This window comes from Chryseobacterium sp. WG23, from assembly GCF_024586575.1.
Lineage (GTDB): Bacteria > Bacteroidota > Bacteroidia > Flavobacteriales > Weeksellaceae > Chryseobacterium.
On record NZ_JALCZE010000005.1, the window covers coordinates 72,567 to 85,993 of the forward strand.

Consider the following 13,427-nt stretch of genomic DNA (forward strand, 5'->3'; position numbering starts at 1 on the left):
AGATTAACCGATAAACAATTCTGTAACCATGGATTTATTTCTTTAAATTTGGGGCTCATTTTTTACTATGGCAAAATTGAAGAAGGAAACTCCGTTAATGACTCAATATAATACCATCAAGGCTAAATACCCTGATGCACTTTTACTTTTCAGGGTAGGGGATTTTTATGAAACTTTTGGGCAGGATGCCGTGAAAACCTCTCAGATTCTGGGAATTGTCCTTACAAAAAGAGCCAACGGGGACGGAAGCATAGAATTGGCGGGATTTCCCCATCATTCCGTAGACTCTTATTTACCCAAACTGGTAAGAGCAGGAATGAGAGTGGCAATTTGTGACCAGCTGGAAGATCCGAAAATGGTAAAAGGAATTGTAAAAAGAGGAGTGACAGAACTGGTTACTCCCGGAGTGACATTCAATGACCAGGTATTAAATTCAAAAAAGAACAATTTCCTGCTTTCTTTACACAAAGAGAAAGAGAAATATGGAATTGCGCTGGTAGATATTTCTACAGGAGAATTTTTGGTGAGTGAAGGGAATCTCGAGAAGCTTTTACATATCGTCAGTACCTTTGATCCCAGTGAAATTATATACCAGAGGAGTGTCCAGATTCCGGAACAGTTTAAAAATAAAAATGCTTTTAAACTTGAAGACTGGGCTTTCCAATATAATTTTGCCTATGAGAAATTGACGAACCATTTTAAAACGTCTTCTTTAAAAGGGTTTGGGGTAGAAAACCTGCCTTTAGCCATTACTGCAGCAGGGGCAATTTTTGCCTACCTGGTAGAAGATACCCATCATAACCTGCTTGCTCATATTACCAAACTTCAGGTTATTCCTCAGGAAGATTATCTGATGATGGATAATTTTACCTTAAGGAATCTGGAGATTGTATATCCAAGCAATCCACAGGGGAAATCACTGTTGGATATTATAGATAAAACGTCTACTCCCATGGGAGGAAGGCTGTTGAGAAGGAGAATTATCCTTCCTTTAAAATCTGTGGATGAGATTATGAGAAGACTTTCCCTGATAGATTTCTTAAATGAAAATGACGGGTTGAAATATGAGATCTGTCAGCTGTTAAAATCAATTTCTGACCTGGACAGGTTAATGGGAAAGCTGGCGGCTGAAAAAATCTCTCCGAAAGAGCTTGGATACCTTCGTCAAAGTTTAATCAATATTCATACAATAAAAGGACTTCTGCATCCTCATGCCGATGTATTGGCCTGGCTGGAGCCTCTGTATGACCTGGAAGAGCTGATTAAGTTTTTACAGAATAATCTTAATGAAGAACTTCCGGTAAGCATAGCCAAAGGAAATGTCATTAAAAATGATGTTTCTGAAGAACTTGACAGATTGAGAGGTCTTCAAAACAAAGGCCGTGGATTCCTTGATGAAATGTGCCAGCGGGAAATAGAAAGAACAGGAATTACAAGTCTTAAAATTGATTTTAACAATGTTTTCGGATATTATATTGAAGTCAGAAATACCCATAAAGATAAAGTTCCCAATGACTGGTTAAGAAAACAAACCCTTGTGAATGCGGAGCGGTATATTACGGAAGAATTAAAAGAATATGAAAGCCAGATTCTGGGTGCTGAAGAGAAAATAAGTGTCCTGGAGAATGAGCTTTACAGAAATGTTTGCAGCGAAACAATGGTGTATATTGACCAGATTCAGGAGAATTCCAATATCATTGCTCAGCTTGATGTAGCTTCCGGATTGTCGGAACTGGCTGTTTCTGAAAGTTATACAAAACCTGTTTTGAATGACGGATATGCTATTGACTTGCAGGAAGCTAGGCATCCGATTATTGAAAATGCACTTCCTTTAGGAGAAAAATATATTCCGAATGATATTTTCTTAGACAAAGATTCACAGCAGATCATTATGGTTACAGGGCCTAACATGGCCGGTAAATCGGCAATATTACGTCAGACGGCCATTGTATGTCTTTTGGCACAGATCGGAAGCTTTGTTCCTGCGAAACATGCTGAAATCGGACTATTGGATAAAATTTTTACCAGGGTAGGAGCTACAGATAATATTTCTGCCGGAGAGTCTACTTTTATGGTAGAGATGAATGAAGCGGCAAATATCCTGAACAATATTTCCGAACGAAGCCTGATTCTTTTGGATGAGATCGGACGCGGAACATCTACTTATGATGGGGTTTCTATTGCCTGGGCTATAGCAGAGTATCTTCATCAGCATCCTACACAGGCTAAAACCTTATTTGCAACCCATTATCATGAGCTGAATGAAATGACCGTGAATTTTGAAAGGGTGAAAAATTTCCACGTTTCTATTCAGGAAAATAAAGGAAATATTATTTTCTTAAGAAAACTGATTCCGGGTGGAAGTGAGCATAGTTTTGGTATCCACGTTGCAAAGCTGGCGGGAATGCCTGCAAAAGTAGTCAACAGAGCCAATGAAATACTGAAAACCCTTGAAGCCAGCAGAACTCAGGGCGGAGGAACATCTGAGAATATTAAAAGGGTAACAGAAGAAAATATGCAGCTTTCTTTCTTCCAGCTGGATGATCCTGTTTTGGAGAATATCCGTGAAGAACTGACGAAAATAGATATCAATACACTGACACCTATTGAAGCTTTAATGAAGCTGAATTCTATAAAAAAAATGATTGGAGGGTAATCCAATCATTTTTTTTAATTTTATTGTCGTTAGCAGCAGTATCCATCTGCACCTCTAGGGCCAATAATTAAAAAATGGCTTACTCCTCTAAGTTTACATAGGCCTTCTGCACAGGCAGCGGCACCACCATTGATTTCTTTCAACTCATTCTTCGTGAGTTTTCTCTTTTGAATGTCTGAATTTTTCATAATGATTTGGATTAAAGTTATAGGTTTACATGTTCTTGTTTACGCTGAGATAATTAACAGCAAGGTCCGTCCTGAATGCCGTACACTCCAGACATTTCCTGTCCTGTATTCGGGTCAAAACAGCTCAATACCAATGGGCAGTGTGGTCTTGCTCCACTGATTTCTTTCATTTCTTTTTTTGAAAGTTTTCTTTTTTGAAGGATTGATTTTTTCATGATAATTTTAATTTGGTTGTATGCTAATATACAAATTTTATCAATTAATTCTACTGATTGTGAGTAAAATAGCTATTCTTTGCAATAAAAAAGAGAGCCTAAGCTCTCCTGTATTATAAATGATTGTATTCATAAGTGGTGACTTCTGTATTGGTAACAGAGCTGCCCGTCTTATCATAATATTTCCGGGTATCTTTTATAGGATAGCCACTTGCATTGTAAACGTAAATGGAGCTGAATATGGTCCATTCGGTTCCTGTAGAAATAGAATACTGAATCACATTTTTGTAGTCTGTGACATTATGGGCTGATCCGTTTTCATCTTCCTGATCCATCAGTTTCAAATACCCTGTTACATTTTTGAAAGGAGCATTTTTTGTATCATAAACGATAGGTTGTAAGATGCCATTTCCTGTATCAAATCCCCCTGATGGGAGTGGGCTTGTCACAGTTTCTGTCCAGTTTTTAATTGAACCATCTGCATTTAATATTGCATTTCTGGTATATGCCTTTGTCACACTGGATCCACCTGTAGATAAAGTAACCACCATTTTTACATTATTGGGTGATGGATAAGTATATATGATTTCTGTAGTGGATGAAAGGTTAGTAGCTGTATGTACCGTTGCTTTTTTACTTAATCTGCTGCTGCCATCATAAGTGTAAGTCGTAGTATAGGTAGAATTGGATCCAGAGGTAACAGACTTCGTAATCAGATCTCCTGTATAGAAAAAGGTTGTAACAGTTCCGTCCGTGAGGTTTTTAGATTCAGATAATTTGGTTCCGTTATAGGTATAGGTAGATACATCTCCATCTGCTACCATCTTGGTGACCAGAACAGGGGTATTATTATTGTTATTGTTATTATTGCCGTTATTGAGCACTGCTTCAATATCATCATCACTGCTGGAGCATGAAGCCAAAAAGAAAATTGGCAGAAGTAAATAAGTTTTTTTCATTATCTTTTATTTAATGAGTGTAAAAATATCAAAAAAAAGAATCTGATCGTAAAAATAAAACACCAATTTGTGTGTAAAATAAAAAATAGAGAATTAAATATGTGTAGGCTGAGCAGAAGACTGATTTATAATATTTTATTACATTTGGATATGAAAAATTTAATAACAATAATAACTTTGTTTCTATTTGTTTCAGTTTTCAAGGCCCAGCAAACGGAAGTGAAAGTAATGAAATATGAAGAGCTTGAAAAACGCATTCATCAGGAGGATTCCCGGTTTCTTATTGTTAATTTTTGGGCAACTACCTGTGCTCCCTGTGTAAAAGAGCTGCCTCATTTTATGGAAGTGAATAATCAGTATGCCGGTAATCCGAAATTTAAAATGATTCTGGTTTCATTAGACAGGTTGGTAGATAAAGAAAGGGTTTTAAAATTTATTAAAACTAAAAACATCACAGCCGAGGTTGTTTTGCTTGATGATATTAAAAGAATGAATACCTGGATTCCGAAATTTGAAAAAAACTGGGATGGAAATATTCCGGTTACTATTTTTTATAAAAATGGAGAAAAAGTGTATTTCAATGATGGAGAAATGGGTAAAGAAGAACTTGAAAAAATAATTACAGAAAATCTACAATAAATAATTGAATATGAGAAATTTAAAAATTTTATTAGCAACATTCGCCATTGGTTTGGGACTGCTGAGTTTCACCACAATGAATGATAAGAATCATTCCTCTCAGCATGAAAAAGTAAACTCAAAAGGGTATGAAGTAGGAGACGAAGCCGCGGATTTTAAGCTGAAAAATATTGATGGTAAAATGGTCTCGTTAAATGATTTTAAAAGTGCTAAAGGCTTCATTGTAGTTTTTACCTGCAACCATTGCCCCTATGCAAAGAAGTATGAAGACCGAATTGTAGAACTGGATAAAAAGTTTAAAAATCAGGGGTATCCGGTAATTGCCATTAATCCCAATGATCCTAATGTGCAGCCTGAAGACGGTTATCAGCAGATGATTGAAAGAGCCAAACAGAAAGGGTTTACCTTTCCTTATTTAGTGGATGAAGGACAGAAAATTTATCCTCAGTACGGAGCAACAAAAACACCTCATGTTTTTGTACTGCAGAGAGAAAATGGAAAAAATATTGTAAAATATATTGGTGCCATCGACAATAATTATGATAACCCGAATGATGTATCTGAATATTATGTTCAGGATGCTGTCAACGCTTTACTCAAAGGAGAGCCGGTGAAAATGTCAAAAACTGTTGCTATCGGATGCACGATCAAAGTAAAGAAATAATATATTTGCCTAAAATTATGATCGGTGTTCATTGAATGCCGATTTTTTATGGCCTATATTTTATAATAATAAAGGCTGCATCCAGTATACATGATCCATATGAAATTTAAATTGAACCTGAAATATCTGCTTTTTAGTATTTTTATTTTCCTGACAGAAGTAGTAATTGCTACCGAACTGAAGAATGTCTTTTTTATTAGGGCCTATCTCGGTGATGTTATTGTAGTAATACTTCTTTATACCCTCGTAAAGAGTTTTATAAAGGTAAGCAATGACCGGAAGCTTATTCTCGGCATCCTGGCGTTTTCCTTTGTGATAGAATTTGCCCAATATTTCAATATTGCAGAAAAACTGGGTTTCAAACCCGGAAGCCTGATGTATATTGTGATCGGAAATTCTTTCTCATGGATTGACATTTTGTGCTACGCCGTAGGCTGTCTGTTTCTATATGTCCTTGTACAAATAAAGCCCTCAAAAAACTGAAGGCTTTCTATTGAGATTGATGCATTTATTTTACAGTCTTAAAAATCAGGGGCTGTCTCATTCTGATCCTCACTTTTTCACCGTCTTTTTCACCGGCAATCCATTTTGTATTGATTTTTTTGAGCGCTTTTAGGAACTCATCCCTTATGATTTCATTTTTGTAAGCTTCTATTTTTATATCAGACATGCTGCCATCCTTTTCTACAACAAACATTGCCGTAGCGGAAGCTTCTTTAATCCCCGATGCAAGTAAAGTCTGTGTTTGGAAGTTACTTACAAATTCCTTTCGAAAAGCTTGTAATCCGCCTGGAAACTCAGGATTTTTATCTTTTGACTGAGCATGGGGAGAAGAAACAGAATTCGCCTTTGGACGTGTGCTAGTAAGTAGGTCCTGTTGTGCCTTGGCAGAAAATAAACCTAAAAACACAAGTGATAAAAGCAGATATTTTTTCATGAGTTTACTTTTATCTTCCGAAACTGTCATATTTATCTTCAGCATACTTGGTAAAGCGGTTTAATAAGGCAACATTTTCTTTTTCCATGGGAGAAAGTTCGTTATCTACATTACTGGAAACAGGGATGTACCAGTCTGTTTGTTCAAAGAAGTTTCTATAGGTTTCCTTTTTGAAAGAATAACCGTGTCTGGCAAATACAGAATTTTTGATGATCTCAAGATCAAGTTTTCTTAAGTTTTTAAGATCCTTTTCTGTTAATTTCTGCTTGGAAGCATTAAGCCTGAATATGGCTTCAGAGGCCACCCTGTTTTTAGAGGTTTTATAGCTTTCTGTTTTTCCGGTTTCCTCATCGGTGTACTTTTCTACAAAGTCTTTCGGATTAGACCAGTCTACCAGATTGGAATCTTTATCCAGCATGAAATTCGGGTTATAAACAAATTCTTTTTTTGCTAATTTCAGGGTTTTAACAGGTGCTTTTACGGCTGTTTTATTGAAAGCGTTCCATTTTCCGGTTAAGCTGTCGCCATTGAGCTTTACTTCAAACCGTCCATCAGTCTTATCATTTCCCGGCTCATCCAGGACAAATAATTTTGAAGCTTCATTAAAGACCCCTCTGAAAGGACGTTGGTTTCCACTTACAATACTTTGTCCATAAACGCTGTCCTTTGTTATCCTGTTGATTTTTAAAGAAATCCTCTTATAAGATCCTCCTTCGTACTCAGAACCATCCGACTCGTCAATCATTTTCTCCATGCCGGCAAATTCACCGGTATAAATTCCATAATATTCTTTATAGATCTCCGGGATTACCACAGAATTTTTTTTTGCGGTTAGAGAATCTTTCCCTGATTCACTGGTTTTTCCGTCCTTTTTACAGTTCATTAAAGAAACTGCCAATAAAGCGGTAAGGGTGTAATTTAAAATTTTCATATCTGTTTTTTGGTAATTAAATATTCAATCAAAAGGATATTGGGAATCCAGCCCAGCCATGCAATGATTTGATAGACATCCATAGGATTGGGATGGAATAAATATACAATAATAACTTTCCACATTCGCAGGGTAATCGCAGATAAAGTAAGGGCAAAACTCCGCCACATCCATTGCTTATGTTCTTTAAACTTTTTCTGTTTTGCAGACTGATAGGCTTTATACGTAGAAACCCACCAAAGACTCCCTAAAATAACGAAAGAGATTTTGGAAAGGTAGCCTCCGTTGGCAAAAAATCCCATGTAGATTCCAGAGGGTGCAGCCAGAATCAGGATTAAAAAAATATAGACTTTTCCAATATTCCTGTGAAAGTTTCTTATTCCGAAATCCTTTCTGAGAATAGCCAGAAATCCGGTAAACAGTAAAAAAATACTGGTATACACGTGGATGTAGAAAAAAACGAGATATTCCGGTCTGTCCTGAACTTCCGTCTGTTTGATCATCAGAAAGCTTACATTTGGATTGAAAGGAATATATTCAAGAGTGATTTTCAGCATCAGCCAAAAGAAATATCCGAATCCTAAAATCAAAAGGATCTTGAAGCGTTTTGAGTTGTTTTTTTTGGCAGAAAGCATATTTTTTAATCAAGACTTACTGATACTTGTGTGGTATACCAATACTCAACCGGTTTATTCTTATAAGTGGCAGGTTTCCACTTTCTGCTGATGGTACTGATGGCCCGTACCACTTCTTTATTAAGACCTTCATGATCTCCAGTTGCGTTCACAGAGCTGATCTCTCCTTTGGAATCAATTAAAAATATAGCTTCTGACTTTACTGTTCCGGTTAGTGATGATAAAGCTTTAAAATTCAATTTATTCATAACAAGACTTCTGAACGAGGCGATCCCTCCGGGAAATTCAGGTTGCGTATCTGCTTTGTTGGTGTAAGTTTTTGTAGAATTCTGTTCGTGCTGTATTTGAGAAAAACATAAACCAAATGCCAGCAATACAACTAATATTGATAACTTTTTCATAATTCTAAGGTATTTAAGTCCTGTGCAATCAGCCACCCTTCACTCCAGCATGCCTGAAAATTAAAACCTCCGGTAACCGCATCTATATTGAGAACCTCTCCGGCAATATAAAAATTGGGAAGGATTTTTGAGGACATATTTTTAAAGTTAATTTCCTTTAAATCAACACCTCCTGCGGTCACGAACTCATCTTTAAACGTAGATTTTCCTGTAACCTTCAGCTTTTTTTTGCAAAGGTTTTCAAGGATTTTCTGCATTTCTTTTCCAGAAATATTAGAGACTTGTTTATTAAGATCAACTTTTGAAACATCCAGTACTTTTTGCCAGAATCTGTTGGTAACTTCAAAGATCTTTGCCTGCCCAATCGTCTTTTTCGGATTGGATTGTTTAAAATTCTGGAAACTTTCTTCCGCTTCATCCATAGATCTTGAAATAAAATTCACTTCGATCTCAAAATGATACTTTGATTTGGCCAGACTTATGGCTTCCCACGCAGAAATTTTTAAAACGGCAGGTCCCGAAAGGCCCCAATGTGTAATAAGGAGAGGTCCGCTTTCCTCTGTCTTTAATGCAGGAATCGAAATCTCTGCATTTTCAAAACTGGTCCCGGGAATATCCTGTAAAAGCTCATCTTTACTATTGAATGTAAAAAGAGATGGAACAAGATCCACAATTTTATGACCCAGATTTTCAATGATCTTTAATGATTTCGGAGAACTTCCGGTAGCATAAACAATATAATCTGCCTCAAAATCTCCTGAACTGGTTTTTACAATATACTTTTCCTCTATCTTCTCAATCTCTTTTACCACACATTTTGTCTTCACAGAGACATTTTTCTTTTGGGTTTCGTTCAAAAAAGTATTGATAATGGTCTGCGAAGAATTGCTTTCAGGAAAAGTTCTGTTGTCGTTTTCAATTTTCAGGGGAACGTTACGCTGCTCGAACCATTCCATGGTATCACCCGGCTGAAATTTGGTAAAAACGCTTAATAATTCTTTATTTCCACGGGGATAAAACTGTACCAGCTCTCTCGGATCAAAACAGGCGTGAGTCACATTACAGCGTCCGCCTCCGGATATTTTCACTTTCTGAAGGACATCCGAGTTCTGTTCAAGAATGGTAATATTATATTTCTTTTCGTCAAGGTTCGATGCACAGAAAAAGCCTGCGGCACCGCCTCCGATAATAATGATCTGTTTCATGTATATGCAATCCTATGCTGAAGATTATTTTTCCAAAAGTACAATTTTTATAAACCATCTTATTTGAGTATTTTTGGAGAATATAATTTTATGATCTTAAAAACGATTTTCAAATGATATTTTACCATAAATTCGAAGTACGATGGAGTGATCTTGATGCCAACAAGCATTTAGCCAACTCATCATACGTACAATACTGTGCTCAGGCCAGAATGGCCTTTATGACCAAAGAAAAAATGGGAGTTACCCAACTGAGCAGATGGGGAATAGGCCCGGTGATCCTGCACGAAAGATATTCTTTTTTTAAAGAAATCTATGCAGATCAGACGGTTATCGTAAGTCTGGAAATAGATGGATGTTCAGAGGATTCCTCTATTTACCGCTTTGTACATAAATTCTATACTCCGGATGGTGCCCATTGTGCAACCTCTGAAGCAACAGGGGTATGGATTGATATGATGCTGAGAAAAATGACCACTCCACCGGATGACGTGATGGAGGCTATGAATAAATATAAAACCCCGGAAACAGTATTGCTGTCAAAAGAGGATTTCAAAAAATTCCCTTTTCACCCACATAATATTGATCCGGCGGAATTTAATCAATAATCAAAGTTCAGCGTTTAATGTCATTAAAATATGACTTCATTGAACTTGGTACAAAAAAGAAATTTTATGTTTGAAGATAAATCACAGGAGCTGACTCCCATTTCAAAACTAGGCGAGTTTGGTCTTATTAAACATCTGACAGAGTATTTTCCACTATCCAATGAATCTTCGGAACTTGGGGTAGGAGATGATGCGGCAGTTATTAATCCTGAAAATAAAAAAGTAGTTCTTACAACAGATGTTCTGGCGGAAGGAGTGCATTTTAATTTGGGATATGTTCCATTAAAGCACTTAGGATATAAAGCTGTTGTGGTAAACCTCAGCGATATTGCGGCTATGAACGCTGTTCCTACTCAGATTCTTGTATCCCTTGCTGTTTCCAGCCGTTTTCCGGTGGAGGCTCTGGAAGAGATTTATGCTGGAATTCAGGCAGCTTGTGCAAGATATAAAGTCGATTTGATTGGAGGCGATACCACGAGCTCCAACTCAGGGCTGGTCATGAGTATTACTGCTGTAGGGATCGAAAATGGAGAGAATATCGTAAAAAGAAGTGGTGCAAAACCGAATGACCTTCTTGTGGTGACAGGTGATTTAGGAGGTGCTTATATGGGATTACAGATTCTGGAAAGAGAACATGCTGTTTTTCTTGCTGATCCTAATATGCAGCCGGAGATGGAAGGCTATGATTATATCCTGGAAAGACAGCTTAAGCCTGAAGCAAGAACAGACGTGAAAGCTATTTTGGAACAGCTGGATATTAAACCGACTTCCATGATTGATATTTCAGACGGTCTGGCTTCTGAGATCCTGCATCTTTCAGATCAGTCAAAAGTAGGATTCAGACTCTATGAAGAAAAAGTACCTATGGATAATCTTACTATTACTACGGCTGATGAAATGAACTTAAACCCTGTAATGACGGCATTAAGCGGAGGTGAAGATTATGAATTGCTGTTTACAATTTCTCCTAATGACTTTGATAAAATCAAAAATCACCCGGATTTTACGATTATAGGACATGCTGTGGAAAAAGAAGACGGAAACTTTATGGTAGCAAGAGGATCCAACCAATTGGTGGCCCTTACAGCTCAGGGCTGGGATGCTTTTTTAGGCAGCCAGCAGAACGGATAAAATTTATTTAATTGTAAATATTGTAGGAGACCGCAGCTTTTTCGCTGTGGTTTCCGTTTATATACTCATTGTTTTTGCTATGAACTCATCAGAAAAAAATATCCCCGTTCATGATCTGACTTCTGAAGAATTTCAGCTGAGTACCTTGCAGACAGGACATCCGGAAAATTTTAATGATGTCCACCGGCATAATTTTTTTGAAATCATATGGTTTAAAAAGGTTCCGGAAAACAGCCGTCTGGAATTGGACTTTGAAAGCCACCTTCTTTGTAACGGACAGATCTGTATTATTGCTCCGGGGCAGGTGTTTAATATGAGATTGCAAGGTGAAAAAGGATGTGTTCTTGCGGTGACAAGAGAAATATTTAAAGAAGCCTGCGCTATAGAATCCATACTGACCGGGGGAACGGCTCCTTTTTCTTTAGATCCTCAGAGCGAAAAGGCCTGTAATGCCATTATATCACTTATGGAACAGGAGTATAAAAGAGCTTCACGAATTGAACTGCTTAAAACGTATTTGAAAGCATTCTGTATTATCATTGCAGACCAGATCAATTTACAGGATCCTTTAATGAAAGACAGACAGCGGATCCAAAAGCTTATCAATCTGATAGAAGAGCATTATACCGTTCACAGGGATACCGCTTTCTATGCAGATAAAATAAAAATCAGTTCCCATCACCTTAATGATATTGTACGGTTATCGAGAGCAACTACGATCAAGAAAATGGTTGCCCAGCGGCTTCTTCTGGAAGCAAAAAGAGAATTGAGTTTCGGAGCTTTAACGGTTAAAGAAATTGCGTTTAAGCTGGGATTCAGTGATGCTTCCTATTTCTCACGATTTTTTAAAAAGCATACGGGTGATAATCCTGATAGCTTCAGGTCCGGAAAAGTCTAATCTTCAGAATGTTACTTTTTACTTGCTTAAAAATAGCTCTAAGACACAGCGTGTTAAAAATAACCCTCAGTTTGTGCTAGTCTTTCTTCAGTTCCTGTCGTGGGTGTTCCTACTTTTTAAAGCAACTTTGCAGCCAGAAAAAACGCCTGTGAAGGCTTATACTATTTATGAAGAATTTGAATATTGTAGTGTTTATCCTGGCGCTACTGAACACCCTGGAGTCACTGAGTATAGATCTTTATCTTCCTGCTTTCCCAAGTATGGCCCAAATTTTTAACACGGATATCGGGCATATACAGATCTCAATTTCTGTTTTCTTTGCCGGATTTGCCTTTGGCCAGTTATTATGGGGACCTTTGTCTGATAAAAAGGGACGTAAACCCATGCTGTATTGTGGCCTTTTACTTTTTATTGTAGGCGCAACAGCTATATTTTTCACATCAGATATTTATGTTTTATGGGCAATGCGTTTTCTGCAGGCCTTTGGAGGAAGTGCGGGCATTGTTATTGGACGTGCAATAGTTATTGACCTTTATGATAAGCAGAAATCCGTTACTATTTTCTCCCAACAGTCCCAGATCAGTGGTATTGCTCCCATTGTAGCTCCATTACTGGGGAGTGTATTTCTTAAGTTCCGGGGATGGAACAGCTCATTTGCTTTTTTAGTTATTATGGGAATCATTACCCTCTTTATGGTGTATCAGTATGTTCCTGAAACCAATGCTAAAATCAACCTTCCGGATCAGATTGAGAATGAAAAAGGGTTGAAGGATCAACTGAAAATGATCATCACCAATAAAGATTTCATCAACAGTACCATGATTGGGAGTGTAGCCTTTGCTTCGCTTATTATTTACATTTCTAACGCACCATTCCTGTTTATGGAGATCCATGGATTTTCCAGCGGTGTTTTCAGTTTCATATTTGCTTTTAATTCATTAGCGCTGATTACTGCCGCCTACATTACTCCAAAGTTGATTAAAAGAATAAGCAATGCAAAGCTTTTATTGATCGCTACACTTGTGTTGTTGTGTACCTGTGCGCTTCATATCCTGATTGCTGCCGGAAACCTTTCTGTTGGGTTGGAAATTGCGATGCTGTACGTTTCATTACTGGCTATAGGAATTTTATTTCCTCTTACTTCAGCATATGCTTTATCTCCATTTAAAGAGGGACGGGGTACAGCTGCGGCTTTACTTGGATTTATGCAGCTGATGGTTACCTTTTTAATGTCAGCATTCGTAGGTTTCTTAGAGGCAGATTCCATTATGCCGATGGTGGTTGCTCGTACAGGAATCGCGGTGATTGCTGTTTGGTTCGGCTATCGTATTTTTAAAACCCAGAAAAGTGCTGTTTAAAA

At 37.4% G+C, this 13,427-nt stretch carries 16 protein-coding genes; 8 read left to right on the plus strand and 8 right to left on the minus strand.

Features of this window, described 5'->3' with window-relative positions; all coding sequences use genetic code 11:
• Positions 1–67: 67 nt before the first annotated feature.
• On the plus strand, positions 68–2,656 hold the full coding sequence (gene mutS / locus MP477_RS09060) for a DNA mismatch repair protein MutS (RefSeq protein ID WP_257190155.1): 2,589 nt from the start codon (positions 68–70) through the stop codon (positions 2,654–2,656).
• A 29-nt stretch (positions 2,657–2,685) separates the two neighbouring features.
• Here the strand turns inward: mutS and MP477_RS09065 are convergent, their stop codons facing one another.
• The 3 genes from MP477_RS09065 to MP477_RS09075 all read right to left on the minus strand — a co-directional run bounded on the left by MP477_RS09065 (position 2,686) and on the right by MP477_RS09075 (position 4,018).
• Entirely contained in the window at positions 2,686–2,844 is a 159-nt protein-coding gene (locus MP477_RS09065) for a bacteriocin (RefSeq protein WP_257190156.1), read from the minus strand.
• 53 nt (positions 2,845–2,897) lie between these two features.
• Positions 2,898–3,059 carry a hypothetical protein gene (locus MP477_RS09070; protein ID WP_257190157.1) on the minus strand — a complete coding sequence of 54 codons (162 nt, stop codon included), beginning with the start codon at positions 3,057–3,059 and terminating at the stop codon, positions 2,898–2,900.
• Positions 3,060–3,172: 113 nt separating this feature from the next.
• On the minus strand, positions 3,173–4,018 hold the full coding sequence (locus MP477_RS09075) for a hypothetical protein (RefSeq protein ID WP_230033306.1): 846 nt from the start codon (positions 4,016–4,018) through the stop codon (positions 3,173–3,175).
• Between the two features lie 150 nt (positions 4,019–4,168).
• On the opposite strand from MP477_RS09075, the gene MP477_RS09080 reads away from it, so the two are divergent.
• From MP477_RS09080 to MP477_RS09090, 3 genes are all read left to right on the plus strand, one after another.
• Positions 4,169–4,657, plus strand: coding sequence for a TlpA disulfide reductase family protein (locus MP477_RS09080; protein ID WP_257190158.1), 489 nt, complete (start codon positions 4,169–4,171; stop codon positions 4,655–4,657).
• A 10-nt stretch (positions 4,658–4,667) separates the two neighbouring features.
• Positions 4,668–5,321: a thioredoxin family protein gene (locus tag MP477_RS09085; RefSeq protein WP_257190159.1), complete on the plus strand. Its 654-nt coding sequence runs from the start codon at positions 4,668–4,670 to the stop codon at positions 5,319–5,321.
• A gap of 99 nt (positions 5,322–5,420) precedes the next feature.
• Positions 5,421–5,804, plus strand: coding sequence for a DUF2809 domain-containing protein (locus MP477_RS09090; protein WP_257190160.1), 384 nt, complete (start codon positions 5,421–5,423; stop codon positions 5,802–5,804).
• Between the two features lie 25 nt (positions 5,805–5,829).
• Here the strand turns inward: MP477_RS09090 and MP477_RS09095 are convergent, their stop codons facing one another.
• Genes MP477_RS09095 through MP477_RS09115 form a run of 5 tightly spaced genes read right to left on the minus strand, consistent with a single transcriptional unit; the run spans position 5,830 to position 9,430 of the window.
• Positions 5,830–6,258 carry a hypothetical protein gene (locus MP477_RS09095; RefSeq protein ID WP_257190161.1) on the minus strand — a complete coding sequence of 143 codons (429 nt, stop codon included), beginning with the start codon at positions 6,256–6,258 and terminating at the stop codon, positions 5,830–5,832.
• 10 nt (positions 6,259–6,268) lie between these two features.
• Positions 6,269–7,189, minus strand: coding sequence for a YARHG domain-containing protein (locus tag MP477_RS09100; protein ID WP_257190163.1), 921 nt, complete (start codon positions 7,187–7,189; stop codon positions 6,269–6,271).
• On the minus strand, positions 7,186–7,824 hold the full coding sequence (locus MP477_RS09105; protein ID WP_257190164.1) for a DUF2306 domain-containing protein: 639 nt from the start codon (positions 7,822–7,824) through the stop codon (positions 7,186–7,188). Before MP477_RS09105 ends, MP477_RS09100 begins: the two co-directional genes overlap by 4 nt.
• A 5-nt stretch (positions 7,825–7,829) precedes the next feature.
• Entirely contained in the window at positions 7,830–8,225 is a 396-nt protein-coding gene (locus MP477_RS09110) for an energy transducer TonB (protein WP_257190165.1), read from the minus strand.
• Complete coding sequence (locus MP477_RS09115) at positions 8,222–9,430, minus strand: NAD(P)/FAD-dependent oxidoreductase (protein WP_257190167.1); 1,209 nt, start codon at positions 9,428–9,430, stop codon at positions 8,222–8,224. Before MP477_RS09115 ends, MP477_RS09110 begins: the two co-directional genes overlap by 4 nt.
• 113 nt (positions 9,431–9,543) lie before the next feature.
• Between MP477_RS09115 and MP477_RS09120 the strand changes: the two genes are divergently transcribed.
• The 4 genes from MP477_RS09120 to MP477_RS09135 all read left to right on the plus strand — a co-directional run bounded on the left by MP477_RS09120 (position 9,544) and on the right by MP477_RS09135 (position 13,425).
• Positions 9,544–10,038 carry a thioesterase family protein gene (locus MP477_RS09120; RefSeq protein ID WP_257190168.1) on the plus strand — a complete coding sequence of 165 codons (495 nt, stop codon included), beginning with the start codon at positions 9,544–9,546 and terminating at the stop codon, positions 10,036–10,038.
• A gap of 66 nt (positions 10,039–10,104) precedes the next feature.
• Entirely contained in the window at positions 10,105–11,169 is a 1,065-nt protein-coding gene (thiL, locus tag MP477_RS09125) for a thiamine-phosphate kinase (protein ID WP_257190169.1), read from the plus strand.
• Between the two features lie 79 nt (positions 11,170–11,248).
• Entirely contained in the window at positions 11,249–12,067 is an 819-nt protein-coding gene (locus tag MP477_RS09130; RefSeq protein WP_257190170.1) for an AraC family transcriptional regulator, read from the plus strand.
• A gap of 167 nt (positions 12,068–12,234) precedes the next feature.
• On the plus strand, positions 12,235–13,425 hold the full coding sequence (locus tag MP477_RS09135) for a multidrug effflux MFS transporter (protein WP_257190171.1): 1,191 nt from the start codon (positions 12,235–12,237) through the stop codon (positions 13,423–13,425).
• The last annotated feature ends 2 nt before the right edge of the window (positions 13,426–13,427 follow it).